This window comes from Paenibacillus sp. sgz302148 (genome assembly GCF_056120465.1).
In genome coordinates this window covers 108,961-134,020 of the sequence record NZ_JBVYOJ010000001.1, presented here as the reverse complement: position 1 = coordinate 134,020, position 25,060 = coordinate 108,961, and the positions used below count along the sequence as shown (strand labels likewise).

At 48.6% G+C, this 25,060-nt stretch carries 23 protein-coding genes; 20 read left to right on the top strand and 3 right to left on the bottom strand.

What is annotated here, in order from left to right; genetic code table 11:
- Positions 1–22: 22 nt before the first annotated feature.
- The 5 genes from AC0LWM_RS00655 to AC0LWM_RS00635 all read left to right on the top strand — a co-directional run bounded on the left by AC0LWM_RS00655 (position 23) and on the right by AC0LWM_RS00635 (position 3,633).
- Positions 23–610 carry a metallophosphoesterase family protein gene (locus AC0LWM_RS00655; RefSeq protein ID WP_474672968.1) on the top strand — a complete coding sequence of 196 codons (588 nt, stop codon included), beginning with the start codon at positions 23–25 and terminating at the stop codon, positions 608–610.
- A gap of 136 nt (positions 611–746) precedes the next feature.
- Positions 747–1,961 (top strand): class I SAM-dependent methyltransferase, encoded by a 1,215-nt coding sequence (locus AC0LWM_RS00650; RefSeq protein WP_474672967.1) that lies wholly within the window; start codon positions 747–749, stop codon positions 1,959–1,961.
- 37 nt (positions 1,962–1,998) lie between these two features.
- Positions 1,999–2,397, top strand: coding sequence for a hypothetical protein (locus AC0LWM_RS00645; protein WP_474672966.1), 399 nt, complete (start codon positions 1,999–2,001; stop codon positions 2,395–2,397).
- A gap of 27 nt (positions 2,398–2,424) precedes the next feature.
- Positions 2,425–2,982, top strand: coding sequence for a nucleoside-triphosphatase (locus AC0LWM_RS00640; protein WP_474672965.1), 558 nt, complete (start codon positions 2,425–2,427; stop codon positions 2,980–2,982).
- Between the two features lie 219 nt (positions 2,983–3,201).
- Positions 3,202–3,633, top strand: a complete 432-nt coding sequence (locus AC0LWM_RS00635; RefSeq protein WP_474672964.1) for a hypothetical protein — start codon at positions 3,202–3,204, stop codon at positions 3,631–3,633.
- On the opposite strand, the gene AC0LWM_RS00630 is transcribed toward AC0LWM_RS00635, so the two are convergent.
- The gene (locus AC0LWM_RS00630; protein WP_474672963.1) at positions 3,595–4,416 is read right to left on the bottom strand and encodes a polysaccharide deacetylase family protein; all 822 of its coding nucleotides are present in this window, start codon (positions 4,414–4,416) and stop codon (positions 3,595–3,597) included. The two genes, AC0LWM_RS00635 and AC0LWM_RS00630, sit on opposite strands and share 39 nt — an antisense overlap.
- A 105-nt stretch (positions 4,417–4,521) precedes the next feature.
- Between AC0LWM_RS00630 and AC0LWM_RS00625 the strand changes: the two genes are divergently transcribed.
- The 9 genes from AC0LWM_RS00625 to AC0LWM_RS00585 all read left to right on the top strand — a co-directional run bounded on the left by AC0LWM_RS00625 (position 4,522) and on the right by AC0LWM_RS00585 (position 16,897).
- Positions 4,522–5,040, top strand: coding sequence for an NUDIX domain-containing protein (locus tag AC0LWM_RS00625; protein WP_474672962.1), 519 nt, complete (start codon positions 4,522–4,524; stop codon positions 5,038–5,040).
- A gap of 32 nt (positions 5,041–5,072) precedes the next feature.
- The gene (locus AC0LWM_RS00620) at positions 5,073–5,963 is read left to right on the top strand and encodes a phosphotransferase (protein WP_474672961.1); all 891 of its coding nucleotides are present in this window, start codon (positions 5,073–5,075) and stop codon (positions 5,961–5,963) included.
- A 185-nt stretch (positions 5,964–6,148) separates the two neighbouring features.
- Positions 6,149–7,477 (top strand): cytochrome ubiquinol oxidase subunit I, encoded by a 1,329-nt coding sequence (locus AC0LWM_RS00615; RefSeq protein ID WP_474672960.1) that lies wholly within the window; start codon positions 6,149–6,151, stop codon positions 7,475–7,477.
- Positions 7,478–7,491: 14 nt separating this feature from the next.
- Positions 7,492–8,508: a cytochrome d ubiquinol oxidase subunit II gene (locus tag AC0LWM_RS00610; protein WP_474672959.1), complete on the top strand. Its 1,017-nt coding sequence runs from the start codon at positions 7,492–7,494 to the stop codon at positions 8,506–8,508.
- 346 nt (positions 8,509–8,854) lie between these two features.
- Positions 8,855–10,588 (top strand): alpha-L-fucosidase, encoded by a 1,734-nt coding sequence (locus AC0LWM_RS00605; protein ID WP_474672958.1) that lies wholly within the window; start codon positions 8,855–8,857, stop codon positions 10,586–10,588.
- A 227-nt stretch (positions 10,589–10,815) separates the two neighbouring features.
- Positions 10,816–12,429, top strand: coding sequence for an extracellular solute-binding protein (locus AC0LWM_RS00600; RefSeq protein WP_474673520.1), 1,614 nt, complete (start codon positions 10,816–10,818; stop codon positions 12,427–12,429).
- Between the two features lie 183 nt (positions 12,430–12,612).
- Positions 12,613–13,494: an ABC transporter permease gene (locus AC0LWM_RS00595; RefSeq protein ID WP_474673519.1), complete on the top strand. Its 882-nt coding sequence runs from the start codon at positions 12,613–12,615 to the stop codon at positions 13,492–13,494.
- An 11-nt stretch (positions 13,495–13,505) separates the two neighbouring features.
- Positions 13,506–14,384 (top strand): carbohydrate ABC transporter permease, encoded by an 879-nt coding sequence (locus tag AC0LWM_RS00590; RefSeq protein WP_474672957.1) that lies wholly within the window; start codon positions 13,506–13,508, stop codon positions 14,382–14,384.
- A gap of 101 nt (positions 14,385–14,485) precedes the next feature.
- Positions 14,486–16,897, top strand: a complete 2,412-nt coding sequence (locus AC0LWM_RS00585; RefSeq protein WP_474672956.1) for a helix-turn-helix domain-containing protein — start codon at positions 14,486–14,488, stop codon at positions 16,895–16,897.
- A gap of 144 nt (positions 16,898–17,041) precedes the next feature.
- Here AC0LWM_RS00585 and AC0LWM_RS00580 read toward each other — a convergent pair whose 3' ends face one another.
- Positions 17,042–17,509 (bottom strand): type II toxin-antitoxin system VapC family toxin, encoded by a 468-nt coding sequence (locus AC0LWM_RS00580; RefSeq protein WP_474672955.1) that lies wholly within the window; start codon positions 17,507–17,509, stop codon positions 17,042–17,044.
- Positions 17,506–17,841, bottom strand: a complete 336-nt coding sequence (locus tag AC0LWM_RS00575; protein WP_474672954.1) for a hypothetical protein — start codon at positions 17,839–17,841, stop codon at positions 17,506–17,508. Before AC0LWM_RS00575 ends, AC0LWM_RS00580 begins: the two co-directional genes overlap by 4 nt.
- A 590-nt stretch (positions 17,842–18,431) precedes the next feature.
- On the opposite strand from AC0LWM_RS00575, the gene AC0LWM_RS00570 reads away from it, so the two are divergent.
- From AC0LWM_RS00570 to AC0LWM_RS00545, 6 genes are all read left to right on the top strand, one after another.
- On the top strand, positions 18,432–19,175 hold the full coding sequence (locus tag AC0LWM_RS00570) for a phytanoyl-CoA dioxygenase family protein (RefSeq protein WP_474672953.1): 744 nt from the start codon (positions 18,432–18,434) through the stop codon (positions 19,173–19,175).
- Between the two features lie 34 nt (positions 19,176–19,209).
- The gene (locus tag AC0LWM_RS00565) at positions 19,210–19,944 is read left to right on the top strand and encodes a phytanoyl-CoA dioxygenase family protein (RefSeq protein ID WP_474672952.1); all 735 of its coding nucleotides are present in this window, start codon (positions 19,210–19,212) and stop codon (positions 19,942–19,944) included.
- Positions 19,945–19,994: 50 nt separating this feature from the next.
- On the top strand, positions 19,995–20,801 hold the full coding sequence (locus AC0LWM_RS00560) for a helix-turn-helix domain-containing protein (protein ID WP_474672951.1): 807 nt from the start codon (positions 19,995–19,997) through the stop codon (positions 20,799–20,801).
- Positions 20,802–21,156: 355 nt separating this feature from the next.
- Positions 21,157–22,008 carry a 3-keto-alpha-glucoside-1,2-lyase-like domain-containing protein gene (locus AC0LWM_RS00555; protein WP_474672950.1) on the top strand — a complete coding sequence of 284 codons (852 nt, stop codon included), beginning with the start codon at positions 21,157–21,159 and terminating at the stop codon, positions 22,006–22,008.
- A gap of 103 nt (positions 22,009–22,111) precedes the next feature.
- A complete protein-coding gene (locus tag AC0LWM_RS00550; protein ID WP_474672949.1) occupies positions 22,112–23,554 on the top strand; it encodes an N-acyl-D-glucosamine 2-epimerase in 1,443 nt (480 codons plus the stop codon).
- A 33-nt stretch (positions 23,555–23,587) separates the two neighbouring features.
- Positions 23,588–24,994: an extracellular solute-binding protein gene (locus tag AC0LWM_RS00545; protein WP_474672948.1), complete on the top strand. Its 1,407-nt coding sequence runs from the start codon at positions 23,588–23,590 to the stop codon at positions 24,992–24,994.
- Positions 24,995–25,060: the final 66 nt, after the last annotated feature.

Here is a 25,060-nt window from a genome sequence, read left to right as displayed (position 1 = left end):
ACGTAACAGATCGGGGTGTTCTATGAAGGTTCTTGTGGTTGCCGACGAAGAATCCAAATATATATGGGATCATTTCGACCGAAATAAGTTCTCGAATGTTGATATGATGATCTCCTGCGGGGATTTAAAACAAGAGTATCTTTCATTCCTGGTGACGATGATCAAAGCTCCTTTATTTTATATTAGAGGCAATCACGATACTTCATATTTGACCAAGCCCCCGGAGGGATGTACATGTATCGATGACACTGTTATATCTTATCGAGGTATTCGAATTGCAGGGCTAGGAGGCAGTCACAGATACAGTCCTGGAGATTTTCACTATACGGAAAGTCAAATGAAATGGAGAATATTTAAGCTGGGGCTCAAAATATGGAGGAAGAAGGGCGTCGATCTACTAGTTACGCATGCACCTGCGTATAAGCTTGGTGATGGAGAAGATTTATGTCATCGGGGGTTTCAGTGTTTTGTGGCTTTCATGGACAAATATAAACCCAAATATCTTTTGCATGGACACCAACACTTGAATTATGGACGAAATCAAAGAATTCACCAATATAAAGAAACGACCATTGTGAATGGATTTGGGTATTATTTTATTGAAATTTAGTCGATGCGCCGCGTCGCGGCCAGCAGTACAAAAGGGAGTCCCCATGATAAGGTTCTATCTAGATTACATAGAATTTACGAGTTATCGTTTTTCAGCCGCATCAGTGTATCCGAATGGAACAATACGAAAAGATCAGATGAGTGAAATTTTGCTAGATCGTTTTCCTCCGGAAATTCGTACAACCGAAGGTGAAATTTTATTTATTGATGCAACTTATAAAGAAGATTTAAGAAAGTTCGCTCTTCGTAATGAAATTTCTCTTGTAAAAAGAATAGATATATGGGGGCTGCTTTTAGATGAGTTTCTAGATACGGAATTTAGCGATGAAGACAAAGAGAGAGCATTCAATATTTTGGCCGCATGCGGAATAGGCAAGGAAGAATCGGTTAAGATTAGACGCTCGGTGCATGATGTGATGATTGCTTATAATTTTAAATCGATGTTATGGGAATGGGTACATTTGGGTTTATACGATTTGCTTCTAGCTTATTCTGGCATTTTATCAGGAAGTGAATATGAATTGGGTAAAAATGAATTTAAGGGATTTTATCAGGAAGCAATGCGAATCGCTAGTCAATCACCTGAACAAAAGAAAGGAGTAACATCAATGAACCCTATGACACGCGATAAGGCGCTACAGTATGCCAAGTACCGATTGCCTTATTCAACAGAAGCCATTGAGTTCGTCATCGAAAGAGCGAATGTTGGTCAAGGAGTAGTCGCCGACATTGGTGCAGGAACCGGTCTTTTGACTCAACATTTTGTAGGAAATGTAAGGAAGGTATTCGCTATAGAACCTGATTTTGAAATGCGTAATCTTGCGCGGGAACTAATTGGGGAAATACAGGATATCGAATACATAGATGGGGTTGCTGAGAGCACTAAACTTCTTGATCACTCGGTGGATTTAATCGTAGCTGCCAATGCATATCACCGTTTTCAACCAGAAAGTACAATGAAAGAATTTAAAAGAGTACTAAAACCGAACGGGATGCTAACAATTTTCTCATATTATGATGATTGCAATTTTTTCCGTGATACCATGCTTGTAGGTAATATTGAACAGTATAACAATCGTCTAACTGCGACAAGGCACAGCGAACCCGCTCAATATTTTTATGGAGACTCCACGCCTGGTAGATACTTGTTCAAACAAGAGCAGAACGAGACATGGGATGAATATTGGGGGGCCGTGATCTCCGGGATGGAATCGCCGGATGTAGACGAGGATTGGTTCGTAACATTTCAGAAAGCGCATAAACAACGATTCGATGCGCTGGCAACAAGTGGTGTAATCACAGTAACGTACAGTACAGAAGTCTGGCTAGGTCAACCGAAATATAAACTTTAATTTAAATCGAACGAGATAAAAAGGTAGTTGAACCTCTATGTATCATAGGATTGACCCAATTGGATTTGAAGGCACAAAAAATATAGGAAAAATGATATTCCAAACAAATTCTATATTAGTCATCCTCAATGGAGAGGAGATCCCCATCCCCCTAACCATTAGAAATAGAGATGAATATTTTTATTTAGATTTCATTGAAAATAAAGTAAATTCGTTTCATTTTGTATGCCATATTGTTAGATCATCGGGCATAGAGAAGGATGTCGTGGGGACTTTCTTTTTGAGGGAAGAAAAAGACCTGACGTTATTAAGAGAATTTATGGATAGCCTGAACCGACAAACTGAAGAAGAATTCAAAGAAAAGGTAAACACGGCCATTAGAAAAGCAGCTGCTCCAAACGGAGGCAAAGGCTGGCTCTCCAAGAGAAGGTATTAGTTCAAACAAGAAAGTAGGGGAACCAAGGTGACCGGATTAAACGGAGAAGGCAACATCGTGAACAATGTATTTTTGCTTACTGGAAAACCTCGCATGGGCAAAACAACGATGATCAAAAAGCTCATCCATGAAATTGGTTCTGATCGTTGTGGCGGGTTTTACACGGAGGAAATACGGGATTCGAACGATCGAACCGGTTTCAGGTGTGTGACCCTTGAAGGGGAAAGTTTAGAATTCGCAAGTGTCAATAGCACCAGTTCCATTAGGATTGGCAGATACGGTATCGATATTGAAAGCTTCGAAAACTTCGCTGTAAAATCAGTAACAAGTTCATTGCAGTCGAAGAAAATAACGGTTATCGACGAAATAGGCTTTATGCAAATGTTGTCTTCTTCATTCCAAGAGTTGATTTATGGCATCATAGCCGATAATCGTCACATCATTCTCGGTACAATTCCAGTGGATAGTCATCCGGCAATCGACCCAATAAAGAAACGAAAAGGGGTCAAATTAATCGATCTTAATGAAGATAATCGTGATGTTATACAAGAGGTCATTGTGAGGGAGATGTTCGAGGTTCTATAATGTTATGTTAAAGACGTTGCTGATCAATAAGCATGAAAGGAAGAAGCCAAAAGGGAGGCGATAATAATATTTAAATTTTTCAAAAGGAAAGCCATAACACTTAATGATCAACTCGATAAATTATCGGAACTTGGAATTAAATTAAATTCTGATATTGAGGCTGGAGCTCTGTTAGATGAATTTTCGGAAGAAGAATATGAAAACGATCCTTATCAATTATTGCTTATTTCAATGGGTGGGGAAATACATAAGAATGACGAGTTCTTTATTGTTTCGGATAATATTTGGCATTTAGATACTGAATGTATTGAAGATCATGGCGATTATGTTAGCATTGTTGAAAGATTAAAGAGGATGACGAATTTAGAAATACGAAATATTCAGGACTTTATTGACATTGAAGAGGAAATTGCATGGGTATCCTTTGAGTATGATCATAAAACAATTAGATGGGATCTGGAGATTCATGATGATTGGTTAGATCCTAATATTTTTGATAAATTCAATCAATTGATTGGAAATAGCACAAATAAAAAGCTAGCTATCGCTTCACTTGGTCAAGATTGCCTTATTGGCTATTTTAACGAAAGGCAACTTATTGAACTAAATAAATTATCGAAAATAAAGTTTACTCTTCGGAATGTCCAATAGTTCAGGCACGGTAACCATCTGAAGTCCTTTTTTGCGAAAAGCTTCAATAATTTGCGGCAGTGCCTTGATTGTTCCGGAGAGATCCTCTCCAACGCCACCTCCTGCATGTTGGAGGATAATGGAGCCGCGCCGCGCATGCCCCAGAACGTTGGTTAAAATTTGACTCGCCGTAAGCCCCCTCCAATCCAAGGAGTCCACATTCCAGAAGATGATATACATTTTTTGGCTCGCTAACCATTGAATTTGCTCTTCGGTAATGTTCCCATATGGAGGACGAATTAAAGCTGGCTCGTAGCCGATGAGCCGTTTCAGTATCGCTTGTGCCTGGTTAACTTGCTTATGAAAAGCTTCATCAGAAATTTTCAGAAAGTTGGGATGGGAATACGAATGATTTCCCACGACATGCCCTTCGCTGATCATTCTTCTTACTAGCTCCGGATGCTTCTCAGCGCGATTTCCAATGACGAAGAAGGTCGCTTTGACGTTATATTTCTTTAGTACATCCAAAACACCGGGGGTAAACCTGGGATCCGGCGCATCATCGAAAGTTAATGCGACCTCGTGTTTATCAGATGATCCGCTTATGCGAAAATACGTCGGATATTTTTTATGCAGTTGTTCCAGCGTCAGCGAATCCAGGGGGATGCGATCTTTTTCAAGACCTCCATCAAAGCTGGACCGAGGTGCGGTTGATTGGATCGTGCTTGCCTCTGATTGTGCGCCGCATACGAATGCATAACAAGCAGTGACCATCATGGTGAATATAATGATTACTCGTTTCATGATAACCTCCATCAGGCTTGATTGACGGGTTATATGATGTGCCAAATACTTGAAGGTTATCCGAAAATCACTCCAACAGTAACGTCGGGGGAGGAGTCTTACGAGATGCACATTGTTCGAGCAGATAAAAATGTTAAAGGGCTTCCATTGCCGAACGAAACAAGACTAGTCATTACCGATCAACAGCCCGATCAGCAATGCATAACATGCTCATTTGTTCTTGCTTTTGCAGGTGATCGCTTACTCCTAACGAATTTGAATGCAAGAGGATGGGATATTCCCGGAGGCCATATGGAAGCTGGGGAAACGCCGGAAGAAGCAGCCCGACGAGAGTTATATGAAGAAACAGGAGCACGTGTCGACGAATTGAATTTTTTAGGATACGAAGTCATTTGTTTGCTCGGGGATAAGCCTGACGCGTATAGATATCCATATCCAAATAGTTATATGGTTTTTTATTGTGCAACGATCTCATCGATGGAGGACTACACAGAAAATGAAGAGTCCGCAGGTCGGGAACTGTTTGATCCGCAGCAGGCACGTTATACGGGTTGGGTGAAGGACAACTTGGAGCTTTATGAGGAAGCATTAAGAAGAGTGGGCCGCCGCGCTGATGCGAGATGAATTTCCGGTGGGACATCTAGAAAGGTGAATACATGGAACAACTTATTCTTCAACAATTCTTCGACGAACCGATCGAAGAAATTGTTACGCTAGATCCTGGATACTCCGGACACGCTAGTGATGTCTGGCTTGTAAAAACCTTGACCCAAGAGGTTATCGTACGTTCATCAAGATGGAAACATGAGCCGGATCGAGAGTTTTGGTGGGGTTGCAAGTTTATGTTCGGCATTGATCCAAGGCACATGATCTATTTTGAAGAAAACTCCAAATTTCTTAACACGATCCCGGATATTCCTGCGCCCAAGACCTTAACTAGAGCAAGTATTGAGGGTAAGGAGTATCTTGTGGTAGAAAAAATGAAGGGTACCGTAATGCAGTCCTTCACGAACCAGTCGAAAGAGCTGCTTTACCAATTTGGCGTATGGCTAGCTAAGGTGCATCGAAATTCGTACGATTTTTATGGAAACCTGGCTCGAACGAGCATGGAGGAGAAGAGGCAATTTCATTCGAGTCTGGCACAGGCTATGAGATGGCTTGTAGAAAAGGAGCAGCAACATAACCGGAAGATAGTTGATCATTTAGAAAATATTTTGAATGAACTGAGTATACTGCCGGTCCCAACGCATTTTTGCCCAATCCTGGTGGATATGGACCCATCTCAATTTCTGTCCGACAACGGGATGATTTCAGCGATCGTGGATACCGAGGCTTATGTTGTCGCGCCTAGGGAATTTGATTTTGTTGGACTCGAGTATGTAATGGACAAAGAAGCGTCCATTTCCTTCATGAATGGCTATACGACGATTCTCGATATTCCCGATTTATCGAAATGCAGGAAGGTATACCGGTATTGGTACCGGTTGCTGGGCGTGCAGGGATCTGTAGATTTGGACACGTGGCTTGCTCAACCTGAATTATTCTGAACCATCCAATCGTTAAGGAGAATATCCTTGACGATTTTTTTTCCATTTTTTCCGCAAAACATGAACGCCATGTACCAAACATGTGGGGGCCGCATACAAAAATTTCCCTTGGGTATAGTAACCAATGTGAAACGAGGTCGAAACGGACTTAGTCAGCTCATTCGTTATTATTGGGGGGATACAACGTGGGAACAGTGGATTGGAGCCGCAGCTTAACGGAAATGACGCTCGCTTTTCATATTCTATTCGCGACCGTCGGAGTAGGCGTTCCAGTATTCATTTCCATTGCCGAATGGATTGGGATTCGTAAAAAAGATGTCCATTATTCGTTAATGGCCCGAAGATGGGCGCGCGGTTTTGTCATTACGGTAGCCGTCGGCGTCGTTACCGGGACATGTATCGGTCTTCAGCTCAGTTTGTTATGGCCGGAATTTATGCGACTCGCGGGTAATGTCGTTGGATTGCCGTTATTTCTGGAAACGTTCGCGTTTTTCTTCGAGGCGATATTTCTCGGCATTTATCTGTACACTTGGGATCGGTTCTCGAATCCGTATACGCACTGGCTGTTAACTCTTCCGGTCATTATCGGATCATCCGGCTCGGCGTTGTTTATTACGACGGTTAATGCATTTATGAATACGCCGCAAGGCTTCACTTTCGAAAACGGGATGCTGACGAACATCGATCCGCTCGCGGCCATGTTCAACCCGGCTGTTCCGTCGAAAGTGGCGCACGTGTTATCTTCCGCTTATTTGACGGCCGCATTCCTACTCGCGATGATCGCTGCATTTGCCATGCTCAGGGGGCGGAAGGACGATTATTACCGGAAATCGATTCGCCTGAATATGATCGCAGGCCTAATCCTGGCGTTACTTACGATTGGAGTCGGCGATATTGCCGCCCGATTTCTTGCTGAACGGCAGCCGGAGAAGCTTGCCGCGGCAGAATGGCACTTTGAAACGGGCAGCAGAGCCCCGCTCGTGATCGGCGGCCGATTGGACCCGGAGACACAGCAGGTTAGCGGAGCTATTCAAATCCCGTGGATGCTTAGTCTGCTCGCCACTCATAATCCCGACGGAATCGTCGTTGGCTTAAACGATATTCCCAGAGATGAATGGCCTCCCTTGTATGTCCATTATTTATTCGATTCCATGGTGGGCATCGGATTTTATTTGCTGGTCGTTCCCCTGCTGTTTCTGATGTTGTTATGGCTGAAGCGCTGGAATGCATATAATCGCTGGATACTGGCGTGTATTATGGCCGGAGGGCCGTTATCGCTGCTTGCCATCGAACTTGGATGGTTTTATGCGGAGGTTGGCAGACAACCTTGGATTTTGCGGGGATATTTGCGCGTTGCCGATGCGGCGACCACGAACTCGCAAGTCAGCTTTGCATTCTGGCTGTTTGCAGTCCTGTATGTCGTGCTTGGCGTTGCGTGCTTGCTCGTGCTTGCGCGGCTGTTCCGCAACAAGCCGGCAGAGCTGGAATTGGAAACGCGCCGAATCATCTTATGAGAGAGTGATCTGACATGTCGATCGAACAACTCGGCATCACCGTTCTTTGGAGCTTCTTATATGGGTATCTGATCGTTGCTTCCATCGATTTCGGAGCGGGATTTTATGCCTATTACGGACGGATCATCGGGATGGAATCGATTATCGGGCCCGTCATTTCCAGATACTTGTCCCCGGTTTGGGAGGTGACCAACGTTTTTCTGGTGTTCTTCTTCGTTGGTCTCATCGGCTTCTTTCCGGAAACGGCTCATTATTACGGAACGGCGCTGCTAATTCCCGGCAGCATTGCGCTTGTCCTGCTGACCATCCGAGGAGCCTTTTACGCTTTCGCCAACTATGGCGCGAACAAAAATTCATTTTTCCTGCTCGCATACGGAATCACCGGGCTGCTCATTCCGGCCGCGCTGGCTACGGTTTTCACCATTTCCGAGGGAGGCTTTGTGGTCGTTCGTGGAAATGACGTCATCTTGCTGCTGGAGGAGTTGTTTTATAGCACCTATTCTTGGGCGGTCGTGCTGCTCGCGATGTCGAGCGTGTTGTTCATCAGTTCGACTTTTTTAACGTATTATGCGGCTCGGGCGGAGGACGCGAAAGCACTCGAGCTGATGCGCCGCTTTTCCTTGTGGGGCGGCATTCCGACGATCATTTCCAGCTTGTTTGTCTTTATTGCTCTTCGGAATCATAACCTGGAGCATTTCGAACGCGCACTTAACGTCTGGTGGCTGTTCGGGTTTTCGCTCGTTTGCTTTGTGATTGCGGGTTGGTTGATTTGGCACAAAAAAAACTATGGCGTCGCATTTGTAATGGTAATGCTGCAGTTCGCCTTCGCTTTTTTCGGATACGGCATCTCCCATCTTCCTTACTTGCTGTACCCGTATTTGACGCTGTACGGCAGCGTGACGAATCCGGCGATGGGGAGCGCGCTGGTCGTTGCATTCGTTGCGGGATTTGTGCTGCTCGTCCCGTCGATCGTGCTGCTGCTCAGACTGTTTTTGTTCAACGCGACCTATGTGAAGGGGGAACTGAAGTGAACGTATTCGATCGTCAGGAGAAATGGCTCATGCGGCTTTGTTTTGGAATCGCCTTTCTTCTTTTGTTATCCCTCGTGAGATACATGGTTTAGTCGTCTCGGGATTCCGTTGGATTCCATACCGACCATATACCGATCGTCAAGGAGCGTTTCCTTGACGATTTTTGTGTTTACTTTTTTTCAACTGGATCAATCAATTTTAATCCGGCCGATCACCCGCGGTAATCCATAAAAAGGTTAGCTCGCACGAAAAATATGACGTTGCCGTATTCTCATTCATTCGTTACGATTCAAGGCGATAAGGCCGCTGCGCGACTATGCGACACAAGAAAAGGAGGAAACAGGGTATGGAGTCCTATCAGGCGGAAGACCGTAACCTTAGAACAACTTGGTGGACGGACGCCAAATTCGGCATGTTCGTTCATTGGGGCTTGTACGCGATTCCGGCGAAAGGCGAATGGGTCATGTATGCGGAGCAAACGCCGGTTAACGAATACGAAAAGCTGGCGGAACAGTTTGACCCGACAGGCTTTGACGCCAAAGCGTGGGTGTCCCTTGCCAAAGCAGCGGGCATGCGTTACATCGTCATCACGGCGAAGCATCACGACGGCTTCGCGATGTACCATTCGAAGGCTGATCCGTACAATATCGTCGACGCGACGCCGTTCGGCCGCGATCCGATGAAGGAGCTTGCCGAAGCGTGCCGAGAGGAAGACATCCGCCTCTGCTTCTATTATTCGCACGTCATCGACTGGCATCATCCGCATTCGCTGCACAAGGAATGCAATAACACGTGGGACTACAAGCTGGAAGAGAAGCATTTCCCTGAATATTGGAACGGCAAAGCCAAGCCGCAATTAACGGAGCTGCTTACCCAATACGGCCCTGTCGGCTTGATCTGGTTCGATACGGCCGGCGGGTTGTCCGAGGAAGACAGCAAGGACGCGGTTCGGCACGTGCGCAGCCTGCAGCCGGATTGCTTGATCAACAGCCGCGTGAGCCATTGTGCCGGCATGGGCGACTACGTGTCGAAGGGCGACAACGAAATCCCGATGAGCGGCGAAGATACGCGTCCGTGGGAGACGCCGATGACACTGAACCAGTCCTGGGGCTATACGACGAAGGACCAAGTATGGAAAACGGCGGATGCGCTCATCCGCAAGCTCGTGAACGTCGCCGGCAAGGGCGGGAACCTGCTGCTGAACGTCGGCCCGACGGCGGAAGGAACGATTCCGAAGCTGTCGGCCGAGCGGCTGCGGGAAGTTGGCGAATGGACGAACCGCAATGCCGAGGCGATTTACGGCACGGCCGGGAGTCCTTTCCCTTGCGAGCTGGAGTGGGGCGCCATTACGGTTAAGCCCGGTAGGCTTTACTTACACGTGTATAACGACAAGTGGCCGGAAGGTGCTATTCGGATTAACGGGGTACGCAACCAAGTCGCGCGTGCCTACATGTTGGCCGATTCGGGTCGGCGAGCGCTTCAGACGGAGCAATTGTATGATGGTAAGCTGGATGTGCATACGCTCACGGTCCATTTGCCGGCGCAGCCATCCGACAAACATGTGTCGGTCGTGGCGATCGAGCTGGCAGGCGCCAACGATTTCGACCGGACGATTACGCAGCTTCCTATTGGTACGCTCAAATTGGATGTGCCTCTGTCGCAAGTGACACTCGTACGGGAGCAGGACGATACGGCCGGCATCCTGGCGCTGCGCAGTGCTGAATGGCGGTTTACGATGGTGCAGCCGGGAACGTACGACGTGGTGCTGGTGAATTTCAAGCGAGTGAACGCCGATTGGGCAGAGCAGTACAAGGAAGGCATCGAGTTCGATTTTGACGGTCAAACTTACGCATGCGAGCCGAAGGAAGATGCGATGGAGACGGATTCTCCTTCCTGCCAGCACCCATACTCGGAAATCCATTCATATATTGGCCGAATCGCAATCGAACAGCCGGGGACATACACCATGACACTCCGTTCAACGAAGATTAAAGATCGAACGCCGAAGTTTACGGAAATATGGCATGCCGACGCGGTCAAGCTTCGTGCAGTCAAACTTGTCCGAGCTCATAACCGATAAATACGACAAAGTCCCTGAATATAAAGGATTTTCGATACGATAGCTTGAAAAAAGCTAGTGCAGTTGAAATATCGTCAGTACCCGATTCTTACGAAAATACAACGCATTCTAAAAAGTGGCGGTATGCATCTTGCCGCAAACCGACTACACTGAGAATCACCGGTCGAACACACCAGACGACGACCCGGATTGTTACAACAAAAAAGGAGGCGCTTTCATTGAAGAAAATGACAAAAAGATTCAGTACCGTATTGCTCGCAGCGACCCTGACGATGACGGCAGCGGCATGCAGCAGCTCCCAGGACGGCGATACGTCGGGCAAGACGACGTCGGAGGGGACTTCCGGTGAATCGGCACAGAAGCTGACGAAATTATCGTATTGGGTATCCAATCACTCTGCGGCAGCGGCACAAATGAAGTCATTTGCGGAAATGGGAACGTATAAAGAGCTGGAGCGAATTACCGGCGTTAAAGTAGAGTTCCAGCATCCGCCGCTCGATTCGGCCCAGGCAAAGGAGCAGTTCAATCTAATGATGGTATCGAACGACCTGCCGGACGTCATCGATTACGGATGGCTCGGTTATCCGGGAGGGCCGGAAAAAGCGATTCAAGACGGCAAAATCATCAAGCTGAACGAGCTGATCGATCAATATGCGCCGAACTTGAAGAAGCTGCTGGAAGAACATCCGGATTGGAAAAAATTAGTAACCACCGATGATGGCAACATGTTCATGTTCCCGTTCTTCCGCGGCAGCGATAAAGTCCGCGTCTTCTACGGACCTGCGGTCCGCCAAGATTGGCTGGATAAAGTCGGGATGCAGGTGCCGACGACGATCGACGAATGGCACGAGGTGCTGAAGGCATTCAAGGAAAAAGATCCGAACGGCAACGGCAAACCGGATGAAATCCCGCTTTACTTCAGCAAAGACGACATTTCGATCGATGCGCCGTTTCTCGGGGCATGGGGCGTGAACTACTCCTTCTATCAAGATAACGGCACCGTGAAGTTCGGTCCGATTCAGCCGGAATACAAAGAGTTTCTGACAACGATGATCAAGTGGTACCAAGAAGGGTTGATCGACAAAGACTTCGCCGCTCCGAACGACAAGCTATTCGATGCGAAGATGACCGGCGATCAATTGGGCGCGGCTCTTGTATATAACGGTGGAGGTATCGGCAAATACGCGAATTTGATGAAGGACAAGGACCCGAAATTCAATCTTGTCGCCGCTCCATATCCGTCGCTGAAACCGGGCGAAGCACCGATGTGGGGTCAAAAGGATTTTGCGAACAACGGTACCGGCGCGGCCATCTCGACGAGCAACAAAAATCCGATCGAAACGGTCAAATGGCTCGACTATGCGTATGGCAAGGAAGGCGATCTGCTGTTCAACTACGGCAAAGAAGGCGAAGCGTACACGATGAAGGACGGCGTGCCGACCTTCCTGCCGGAAGTGCTCAACCCGCCGAGCGGCGTCAGCCTGCAGCAATCGTTCGCAAAGCATAACCGTTCGACGTGGAGCGGTCCTTATGTGCTGAGCGACAACTTCCAAATGCAATACTTGCAGCTTGAGAACCAGAAGAAAGCGCTTGAAATATGGTCCAAGCCGACCGGCGAGCGGAAAATGCCGTTAGTTACGCCGACCAAAGACGAGAGCAGCACATTCGCTTCGATCATGACGGACATCAATACGTACCGGGACGAAATGTTCCTCAAGTTCATCATGGGCGCCGAACCGATCGAAAACTTCGACAAGTACGTGAAAAAAATCGAGAGCATGGGCTTGCAGGACGCGATCAACATCCAACAAGCGGCGCTCGAGCGTTTTAACAAACGATAAAACTAGGCAGATAGAGCCGGGAGATGAGCAGGTTCGTCCGTTCATCTCCCGCAATGGTCTCAAGACGGATAGGAAGGGCAGGGAGACGACATGGCGCAACCGATAAACGAACAGCTGACAAAAAAGCGCTACAAGACGAATCCAAAAAGCAGGTTGCCGCTCGGGCAAACGATCCGCAAGGATATGAAACGCAATTGGATGATATACGTCATGGTGCTTCCCGTTATCGCATATTACGTGATTTTCCATTACGGGCCGATGTACGGCCTGCAGATCGCCTTTAAAGACTATTCGCCCGCCAAAGGCATTTTGGGCAGCCCGTGGGTCGGGTTCAAGCATTTCATCAGCTTCTTCGACGGCATTTATTTTTGGCGGCTGATCCGCAATACGGTGCTGATCAATATTTACGAATTGATCTTCTCGTTCCCGGCCGCGATTGTGCTGGCGCTTCTGCTGAACGAACTCCGGCAGCGCATGTTCAAGCGCGTCGTGCAGACGATTTCGTATTTGCCGCATTTTATTTCGATCGTTGTCGTGGCCGGCATGATGTTCGACTTCCTGAGCCGGGACGGCTTGATCAACCAGCTGCTCGGATGGTTCGGCGTCGAGGCGATCGATTTTCTCAAGGAAGAAGGCTGGTTCCGGTTCCTTTACGTTTCCTCCGGCATTTGGCAGGGGATCGGCTGGGGCTCGATCATCTATTTGGCGGCGATCGCGAATATCGATCCGACGCTGTACGAAGCAGCCAAAATCGATGGCGCAAGCCGATGGAAACAGACGCTGCACATTACGATTCCAAGCATTATGCCGACCATCATCATCATGCTGATTCTCAACTTGGGCAACATGTTGTCCGTTGGCAGCGAAAAAGTGCTGCTGCTGTATAATCCGCTCACGTACGAAACGGCGGACGTCATTTCCACTTATGTATACCGCAAAGGGGTATTGGAAGCGAGCTACAGCTTTACCGCTGCGGTCGGGTTGTTCAATTCCGTCGTCAGCTTCATTCTGATCGTGACCGCGAACAGCATCAGCAAGCGCGTCAGCGAGAACAAACTGTGGTGAGGGTGAAGCACATGATCAAACAAACCATCGGCGAAAAAATATTCGGCATATTCAACATCATCCTGATGCTCGGACTATGCTTTGTGACCCTATATCCTTTTATGTATGTGCTGTTCGCCTCCGTAAGCGACGCGCCTTCGTTCCTGCAGCATCGCGGCATACTATTGAAGCCGCTCGGTTTCAACCTGGACGCGTATAAAGCCGTATTCGACAATCCGATGATCATCAAAGGCTATCAGAACACGTTGTTCTATGTCGTGGCCGGAACCGCGATCAACCTGTTCATGACGGCGCTTGGCGCCTATGTATTATCGCGGCGCGATCTCTATTTCAAGAATATCATCATGTTCTTCATCGTCGTGACGATGGTGTTTCACGGCGGCCTCATTCCGTCGTTCATTCTGATCAACAAGCTCGGGATGATGAATACGGTATGGGCGCTTCTTATTCCGGGCGCGATCAGCACGTTCAATATGATTATCATGCGTACCGCGTTCCAAGCCGTACCCGTCAGCCTGGAGGAATCGGCGCGCATCGACGGGGCCGGCGACATGCGAATTTTGTTCCGGATTATTATCCCGTTATCCATGCCGGTCATCGCCGTTATGATCCTATGGTATGCCGTCGGCCACTGGAACTCTTATTTCAGCGCGCTCGTTTATTTGCGCAATCGCGAGATGTACCCGCTGCAGCTCATTCTGCGCGAAATTTTGATCGCCAACAGCACGGACTCGATGTCGACCGGCGTTGCGGCGGACGACAAATATGCCGTCGGCGAAACGATCAAATACGCGACGATTATCGTTTCGACACTGCCGATCATCTGCTTGTACCCGTTCCTGCAAAAATATTTCGTTAAAGGCGTCATGATCGGAGCCATTAAGGAGTAGAGTGCTTGGTAAGGGATTCCAAGTAGCCTTCTTTTCCCTTCGTGCGTTATAATAGACTGGCAACGCTTTCAATCGGTGCAAATCGAATAGAAATAGGTGTGATGTCTGTGAAAATGCCGCCGCTTCGCCGCTTACGATTCCGCAATTTGAGAAGCGTATGGATGACGATGGTCATCTCCAATCTAATTTTGCTGCTCATCCCGATGGCGATGAGCCTGTTTCTCTACGCCAAAGTGGAGAATAGCCTGGAGAATGGAGCGAATCGTTCCAACAAAGCGATGCTGGAGCAGCTGAGACTATCGCTCGACGGCAAGCTGAGCGAAGTGGACAAATTAACGCAGCAAATCGTGTTCGATCCGAAGCTCGAGCATTTGCTGAAGCTGGCGCCCGAGGACAATAGCCCGGACCGCTACAAGTTCGTTGAATTTATGCGAGACTACTTGTCGCGTCTCAGCAACATGACGAGCAATTTTATCCTGGACTATTACGTCTATTTCGCCAAAAGCGATCTTGTGCTAAAGCCCGGATTGCTGACGGATTCGCGCAAATTTTACGAAATGTATTACAGCTACAAAGGCATGACCTACGAGCAGTGGCGGGATACGATGCTTCTCGGCGACTATACGATGGCCTATTTGCCTTCCGCTACGCTGCTCCGAAGTTCGGAGAACGACCCGGCCTTGACCCTTGACAAAACGCCGGTTAACGTCGTTACATTCGCGCAGTCGCTTCCGACGCGCGCCAGGTCGGAGATTACCGGCAGCTTTATGATCTTGATCAACGAGAGCCAGATCAAGGAAATGTTCGCGCAGATGGAGGAGGCAAGCCACAGCTCCATTTACATCATTGACGCCAAAGGCCGGACCATCATGGGAACGGACAGCGGAACGCTTCCACCCGATCTGCTGAAGAGCATTTCGGGCAGCGAAGGCCTTGTCGACTACAAGCTGGACGGCGTCAAACAAATGGTGTCCTATACTTCGTCGCAGAAGGCAGGTTGGAAATATGTTTCCATCACGCCGAACAATGTGTTTATGCACCAAGTCAATCAGATCAAGGAATGGACAGTCGTGTTGTTTTCGGTATGTCTTGCAATCGGCCTGGTTGCCGTGTTCACGATCGCGTACCGCAACTATAGTCCGCTCCGCAAAACAGTGAGCGCGATCATGAAAGGAAAACAGCTCAGCGGCAAGGAATCCGTGAACGAATACGAGTTCATCCTGCAGACGATCGAAGGCTCTCTCTACGAGGAAAAAAACTTGCGCAGCCTGCTCTCGCAGCAAACGCCCGTTATCCGCGCCAACTATTTGTCCCGCTTGATTCGGGGACAGATCGAAGTGGATGTATCGAGCGAAGGCGGGCAATCGCTGCGGTTTATGGATATTTCGTTTGTGAGCGACCGATTTGCGGTTATGGTCGTTCAGCTCGACAGCATCGCCCGGTTCAGCGAGGAACAGACGGAGCAGCAGTGGGCTTTGGCCCGGTTTATCGTCTCGAATGTCGGCACCGACTTGATAGCAGCCGAACATAAGGCGTTCGCCGTCGAATTGGATCGCGACCGCGTCGCGTTGCTGCTAAACTTTTGCCCGGAGTGTGCCGAAGATGCGGCCCATGATGTGAAGAAGATGGCGGAGGCGTTGAAACAAACGATCGAGGAACGATTCAAGCTTGATGTGACGATCGCTGCCGGTTTGCCGCACGAAGGCGCCAAGAGCATTGGCGAAAGCTATGCGGAAGCGGTAGCGGCGCTGGAATACCGGATTATTCGAGGCGGCAGCACGATCATTTATTTTCAAGACCTATCCAAAGTCGAACAACAGTATTATTACCCGATCGAGATTGAGGTTCAGCTCGTAAATTTCGTGCGGAGCGGGGATACCGACAATGTCCGGAGCCTGCTCGATACGATTTACGCCATGAATTTCGAATCCGGCAGCATTACGCCGGAGCTCGGTCGCTGCTTGTTCTTCAACATTACGAGCACTTTCCTGAAAATCGTCAATTCCACGGGCACGAATCAAGATGACATGCTAGGCCGGGATTTTGACCCGATCAAAGATATTTTCAGCTATGCGACGGCCGAGGCGATGCACCGCAGAACGAAACAGCTGTACGAAACGCTTACGAGCGCATTCGTATCGGGGCGATCCGATTATAACACTCAGCTGCTTCGGGATATGGTACGGTTTATGGAGGAAAATTTGGCCGATCCGAACTTAGGGCTCGCCATGATCGCCGAGCGCTTCGATATGACGCCGCAGTACATTTCGACGTTCTTCAAGAAGCACAGCGGCTCCAATCTGATCGATTCCATCGCGAGGCGACGCATTGAACTGGCGAAGCAGCTGATGCAGGAGAAAGAGCTGACGAACGCTCAAATCGCTCAAGAGGTCGGTTATACGAGCGACGTCGTCTTTATTCGCGCGTTCAAGAAAATCGAAGGGATTACGCCGGGCAAATACCGGGACAATATGGTGCAGGCATCGGCCAGCGATCAAGTGAAGGCGCAATGATGGAATGAAAGAATGAAAGAATGATAAAACATGAGAATAGTAGAATGGCGAAAACCCCCCGAAGCTCGAAGCTCGGGGGGTTATTTGCTATTACTCGGTCAAAGAAGGCGCCGGATAAGGGCGGCGCTAGCCGCGTATCCTTCATTAAAGGCTTGGGATGACTTTGATTTCGTCGAACAGCTGCGGGAGCTTCGAATAGCTCCGGTTAAACGTGAAAATGCGCTTGATCTGGTACGTAACCATAACGACGGCGGTTAACGCTTCATTCAAAGAAAACTCATACTGCGGGCAATCGATGAGCAACTGCTTCGAATCGCGTTCGATATCCGAATGTCCGGAGATCACGGTCAGCTTGTTCTGCATCACGGCTTTATCGATCGTGTTCAAATACAAGTGCGCTTCGCTGTAGCTGTAATTGTTCTTCAACCATTGATGGGTATCAAAGACGATATAGTTGGTCGTCACCAGATGCCGATCCAGGTCGTCCAGCTCGTGAAAGAGCGAACGGGCTTTCATATAATGCGGATCCTCGGTATTCATAAAAGCTTTCAAGGCGGTATCATCCACAAAAACGGCTTGCTGGTACATCCCGGCTGCATTTGTATGGGTCATGGCTCATTTCTCCATTGTTCATTGGATTGTCTTTTCCGGTTCGCAAGGCCATCCAAGTGGAAAAGCGGATTTCGGGCCTTTTGCTCCAGGGTCGTATGGGATTCGAATTCGCTTGGCCTGCTTGCGAGATACAGCTCCAAAGCGTGATGAACAAGCGCATCGACCGTCGTTTGGTGCTGTTCCGCCAACTCCGCATATCGCTCGTAATCATCGGGCGAAAGTTCGATGGTTCGATCGATTTCCCGATGATCGCTTTTCTCCGAAATGAGGTTGGAAACGGCGTCGCCCATCTTTTTCCACTTGGATTGGATAAATTGTCTGGAATTTCTCATGGGTACCTCCTAATCATGGAATGGGATGACACGAGGGTCGATCTTTATACTATTCGGCTGTCATTGTGATTTTGAGGGGCAGAGGTTATGCAAAATCTGCTGGGTTTCGCGTGTCCTCATAACATTGCTGCTAATTCAATTTACAAGAGTTGCGGGTTTTAAGAAACCGGAGAATATGAATAGTGAGCCTTCTCAGTGATTTCTTGCTATACTGTGAAGGTTGTTGCACCGAGCGGCGATCCTCTGAACCACGGCGTTTGGCGCAACCATACCCGATTCAGAGGTCAAAACCGTTCTTGACGCGGATGAAGGAGTCACATCAGACGCTGATCCTGCCTACTACGGAAAACAATCGCGACCGATATGACGATTCGACGCAAGTCCTTCACATGATCAACAACGGTAGCAAAATCGACTGAGCAACTGAAAGCCCCGAAGATCCCTTGAGCCCATTCAAGGGTTCTTTGATTTGCTTCTGCCATATCAATTACAGATACAAACCTGATAGCTACAGCCATGGCGCAAATAAGTCTCTGAGCTTATTCTAGTGTTAGAAATATCACATTTGCGATGAAAGGGGATTTTTTGATATGGTAAACGCAACGAAGGAAAGACTGAATCCGCTCACGCAAGAGCAAATCGCTTTTTATCAAGAAAACGGTTACGTTCTTGTAAAGAAGGGCTGCAGCGATGATTTGATCGATGCTTTTAATGGACATATTTACGATATCCGAAATCAAAGTCCGATGCCGGAATGGGCGGCCTGCGAAGAAAGCAAGAAATATTCGGTACGACTCTTCAATCCGCACACACGCGACAGCTTCTCCAGGCAAATGATGAAGCTGCCTGTCATTCGCGGCGGACTGGCGCAGTTGATGGGCAAGGAAGCGGTTTGTGTGCAGAGCATGTTTTTCTACAAAGAACCGGGTTCTCATGGTCAGGCAGCACACCAGGATTATTACTACATCAAGAATGATCCGATGACGATGATTGCGGCATGGATCGCGATGGAAGAGAAGGTCGATGAAGAAAACGGTTGTTTGTGGGTGATACCGGGCACACATAAACTAGGTCTTCTGCCGCATGGTGCGGTGAAAAATTTGGATGAGCATGAGAACTGGACAGACGAGACGGAAGGTATCGATTTAAGCCAAGAAATTCCTGTCATTATGGAAAAAGGCGATATTCTATTCTTCCATGAACTGCTTATCCATTCGTCCACCAAGAACCGCAGCAAGGATCGTTGGCGCCGTTCTTATGTCTGTCACTACATCCGAGAGGATGCGAAGAGTATGTACGGGGAAGATTCGCGCGTGAAATATCCGCTCTACTAGAAAACAACACATTTGCGCTGAGAGGGGATTTAAATTGGTAAACGCAACGAAGGAAAGGCTGAATCCGTTCACGGAGGAACAAATCGCTTTCTTTCAAGAAAATGGTTACCTCCTTCTGAAGAAAGGCTGCAGCGACGATTTGATCGATGCTTTTAATGGACATATTTACGATATCCGTAATCAAAGCCCGATGCCGGAATGGGCAGCCTGCCCGGAAAATAAGAAGTTTTCGGTCCGTCTCTTCAATGCGCACGAGCATGACAGCTTCGCAAGACAAATGATGAAGCTTCCTATCGTACGTGGCGGCCTAGCGCAACTGATGGGGGAGGAAGCGGTTTGCGTGCAGAGCATGTTTTTCTACAAGGAGCCGGGCTCTCCGGGTCAGGCGGCGCATCAGGATTATTACTACATTAAAGACGATCCGATGACGATGATAGCGGCATGGATTGCGATGGAAGAGAGGGTCGACGAAGAAAACGGCTGCTTGTGGGTAATGCCCGGCACGCACAAGCTCGGTCTTTTGCCGCATGGGGCGGTGAAAAATTTGGAGGAGCATGAATCCACAACGCATGAGACGGAAGGCGTCGATACAAGCAAGCAAATTCCGGTTATCATGGAGAAAGGCGATATTCTATTCTTCCATGAACTGCTTATCCACTCCTCCACCAAGAACCGAAGCAAGGATCGCTGGCGCCGTTCCTATGTCTGTCACTACATCCGGGAGGATGCGAACCTATTGCATTATCGCAATAGATTTCCGCTTTACTAGAAAGGAGCATGTTTCTGGTATTCGAGTCCTCCGGATCAGAAACGCGCGGCATGAATAGTAAACCTGAAGTTCTTTTCCCTTATGATCGCATTACTTTTGGAGCGGCCGGCTCCATTATTTATCCTCCAGGAGGCACGTTTGGACCGCGGACGCAGCTCGATGTGCAGCTAGTGTTGCTCCACACCGGGAGCATGAAGGTTACGATTGACGGCATCAGTCATGCGGTGAAGCCTGGACATGCGGTAATTTTGCTGCCGGGACATCTTGAATATTTCAATTTCGCGACGGATCAAGAAACATGGCACCGCTGGATTTCCGTCCATCTGGAAGGATTGGCGATCGAGGATCGGGATTGGCTAGACGAGCTGCCATTTTGTGTGCCGATCACCGAGGAGCTGAACCGGTTGACGGATCTCATGCTCGCTCTAAGGTCGGAGCACGAAATGACCAGCGCGATGATGCGCAGTATGGGACATGCTGCGCTTCAGCTGTTTATGTCCATGCGCAATAGCGCCAAGCACATCGATGCGCACCCCTCCATACGCAGGGCCAAGGAATTTATCCATGACCGATTCGCCGAGGAGATTGCTCTCGTAGGGCTGGCCGCGCATGCCGGAGTGTCTCCGGAGCATCTCGTTCGGCTCTTCCGGCAGTATGAGGGAACTACGCCGATCAAGTACGTCTGGCATTACCGCGTCTTAAGAGCGGTAGAACTGCTGAGTCACACGGGACTTTCCATTACGGAAGTCGCATACCGCTGCGGTTTTAAGACTTCCTTTCATTTTGCCCGGCTCGTCAAGCAGCAAACCGGGCTGCCGCCTTCGGAGATCAGGAAACAGTCCTGGAGTCCGCAATAACCGCAGCTGGAGCCTGTCCATTCCCCCGAGAAATCGGGGGATTTTTTGCTATGTGGACAATGAATCATTCGCGGACTTGAAAAGCCTTTATATGAATTTGGAGTAGCATTGAATCATTCAATAAATAGTGGTTATCTTCATGGATATTCGAAATCGATCGTATTAAAGTTAGGTTGTGCTTCGCGTCATGCCTTGGAGAATTGCAAACAAGGGTTAACCGAGGAGGGGGAGGCCAGAAATGAAAGGAATCGCAGGAGGGATGTACCAAAGCATAAATGGATGATGCATTTCATGCAAGCGGTAAATGTGGGGGCAATGACGGTATTGCAAAAACCATAACAGGGAGTGAATTGGAATGAAAAAATGGGCTGTAAATAAGGTTGTTCTGGTGGTCGTTGCATGGATGCTAATGACGATGGGGCAAGTTGCAGCAGCAGCGGAAGCGGGTACGTTGTTTAAGGACGAGTTTAACGATGGGGCCAAAGAATGGACCGCTACGAGCGGTAAATGGGAAGTCTTGTCCGGCGAATATACGCAAAACGATAATACAAAAGGTGCGGCAGCGGAAACTTACGCAGGGGATTTCGACTGGACCGATTATACTTACGAGGCCGATGTAAAAATAACTAGCGGATATGATGCAGATCTGTTGTTCCGCGTGAACATGGACACGGAATTTTACACGCTTGCCATTCGTGGCAATTCCTTTGAAGGGGATAATCACCTTGAATTGATGAAGCTGCAGAAATGGAATTGGACCGTGCTCGCCGGCGCGAAGCGTTCCGTTGAGGACAACACGTTATATCATGTGAAGATCGCAGTGAAGGGAAAAAACGTGAAGGTGTACTTCAACAATGAGGAGACTCCGGCTATCGATTTCACGGACGACAATCCGATTGTTAGCGGCAAAATCGGTCTGAAGACGTGGGAGTCGACTGCGTCATTCGACAATGTCGTCGTTTCGAAACTGAGCGGTTCGAAGGGAGCTCCGGCAGCTACGGGCAAAACGGGCGAAGCCGCAACGGACAAATCCGCATCGGGCAAATCCGAAACAGGTGAATCCACAACGAACGATTCCAGTGAAAGCAAAGCCGTGAATCCGAAGACGGGCGATAGCGGCATTAGCATGTATGTGGTATTGATCGCGCTATCGGGATTATTGATTTTCTTGGCCATTCGCGGAAAAAGAAAAAGCAATGCGCACTAAGGATCCCGGATGGACGAGCAGACGATGGATTGTTGTTATAGCATTTCTATTTGTACTCCTACTAAGCGCGTGTACATCAAGCAAGCAAGAGGGTGAGGACCGTATGACGAACAAAGAAACAAACGACCAAACACATGAAGAGGTACAACCCGATAGCACGTCGCGTGAAGGAGAGGAAGTGAGCAACGAGGATCAATCCGATATGCGAACGCGTGCCATGACGGGTGCCTCAATAAAAGTCGATCCAAGTTGGCCCTATTATAAAGGCAGGTCATATGACAGCATTGCCGAAGAAATTGACCTTGCGGGGTATAAGATCGTTCATTATGTCGTTGTGAATGAAAACGATATCAAAGGCGAGCTGATCGACGCGTACCACAAGCGAGGGATTGCTGTCTGGATGGTGGTGTTCGGGAACGGCACGTACTCGACGGCCTTTTTTCCCGCAGGTTGGGAAAATTGGAAGATGGGACTGCTCCAGCCTTCCAAAGTGGATGGATACACGTTTTTTTCCCAGTTCAACAAAGATTACGTCGAATGGAAGAAGAACTCGCTGGCGCGAGTCGTATCCAAATACCCGTTTGACGGTGTGGAAGTGATGGAATCGTTTTTCCCGGAATGGAATGGTTTCGAAACCGGCGTATACGGCGATGTCGGACCTGATGCACAAAAATTGTTTCTGGAGAAATACAATGAGGACATTCCGGATTTTGTAAACCAAGAGTCCTCACGTTATTACAAAAACAATCCCGAGCTCTATCAAAAATGGATCGAGTTCAGGGTGGAAGGCGTTAACGATTTTTTGAACGAAATCTTTAACGGGGAAGGCGGCGTGCGGGAAGCTCGGCCGGACATACTGATCGCCACCTGGAGTCTCGGAATCGACGGCGGGCCGGATTCGATCGCGAAGCTCCGGGAAATGCAAGGATATGATGCGGCGGCAATGGTTGCGAAAGTAAAGCCGGATCTTCATTATATCCAGACGCATTGGCCGGATTGGTATAAGCCGGAATCGGTGCTGCCCCCCGATTATATCAAAGCGTATCAGCCGTTCTTCGATCAAGTGCGTTCGCAAAATCCCGATCTTCCGATCGGCGTTCAAGCGGACAACGGTTCCGTCAAGGAGATGATCAAGTCGGCCGAATGGCAGCGACAATACAATATTGAAGCGAAGCGGTACGGGTATGCGACTTGGACGACGTACGAGTATCATATCGGCGGTTACATGTATAGCGAAAAACCGGAGCCGAAGCAAGCCATACGGCAGGATGACGGCACTCTCATGATCTCGTTCAACAAGCGGATTGACGAAACGACGGCCAAGGACGCCGCCAATTATGAATTTTGGCAAGATGGCAAGCAGCAGAACGTCCTCATCGGCGACATAACCGTCGACGGCAACCGAATTATTCTTAGTTCGGAGCGTTTCCCGGATGGCGCTTTCGATATTGCGTTACACCACATTAAAGATACGCCTGACTTGTGGCTGTACAAAGATTTTCCGGCAAATGAAATTCCGAACGGCACGAAAGTCCGAGTGCAATAAACCATGAAATTCATCCTACGAGGGGGCATTCCTATGCAAAAAATAAAAGCGTTAGCTTTGATGCTGCTGGCATTATCCTTTGTAATCGTCACTGCATGCAGCCCATCCGGTGCATCAAAGGAACCGGATACGTCCAAGGCGGCAGAACAACCGGATACGAAGAAGGAGACGCAGGAAACGCCTGCCGCAGAAGTTAAGCCGACGAAGGAACCGGAGCAGGCGATTGATATGAAGGGTCAGTCGATCAAAATTTTGACTTGGGGCAAAGGTCCGACGGACGAAACGCAGGAAGGCGCACTGCAGCTTGAGCGGCAAAACGAAGTGGAGAAAAAGTACAACGTAAAAATCGATTGGGTGACCGTGCCGTGGGGCAAAAGCATCGAGATGGTGACAGCAGCCGGACTTTCCGGAGAACCGGTTGCGGATATCGTATTGCTCGATTTATATCATGCGATGCCGCTCATCAATGAAGGATTGCTTCGTCCGATTGACGAGTATTTCGACTTCAATGACCCGAAATGGCCGAAAGGCATCAAAACCTTCGGAAATATTAACGGAAAAATGTACGGATTCAAAAATTCGGTGAGCGAAGGCGCAGGCATTTATTACAACAAAGCGCTGTTCAAACGCGAAGGATTGCCCGATCCTCACCAGATGGAGAAGGAAGGCAACTGGAATTGGGATACGTTCCTGGACATGATGAAGAAGGCGACCAAAGATACGGACGGGGACGGAGTGACGGATCAATGGGGTTTTGCCAATCATGCGCCGTTTTTGGCCAGACATCTGACCTATGCGAATGGCGGAAGTCTGATCGAGTTAAGAGACGGCAAGTGGGTATTTACCGCCGGAGAGCCAAAAGCGTTAAAAGCGCTCCGTTTCCTAGGCGATATGTTCAACACGTACAAGGTCATAGCTCCGAATAAACATGGGAGCATGGATGACTGGAACGACTCGGTAGCCCTGTTCGATTCCGGCAAAGTAGCGATGACGACAGGCGAAACGTGGGAAGGGAAAAATAAGAAAGCAATGACCGATGAATTCGGTTTCGTATCGGTTCCGAAAGGACCGGACGCGTCCAATGCCGACTATAAAATTGCGATTGAAAACTTTCCGATGTATTACATGCCGTCAAATAGCAAGCGGCCGAAGGAAGCTGCGATCATCTGGCAGGAGCTTCAGTTGTGGGATCGGGTAGAATTGGCAAGAAGATCGTATGCGGAGGAACAGCTGTTGGCCGATCCGGAAGATGTGGATGCCATCTTGGCCGTTTCCGAGAAGGTACAGCCGTTATTTTTCCCTGGGGTGCCAAAAGTGCAATGGGAGGAAGCGGTTTGGGCGACGGCAAGCAAAGGAGAAGCGCCTGAGTCCGCGATGGAAAAAATCAACACGTCCGCGCAAGCGACGCTTGATGAGGCGTTGAACCAATCGAAGAAGTGAGCCAGAACGCAAAAATGACGAAGTCGGGGGGCTGGCGGGAAAATTGCCCGGGCAAGGCCCCCTTTC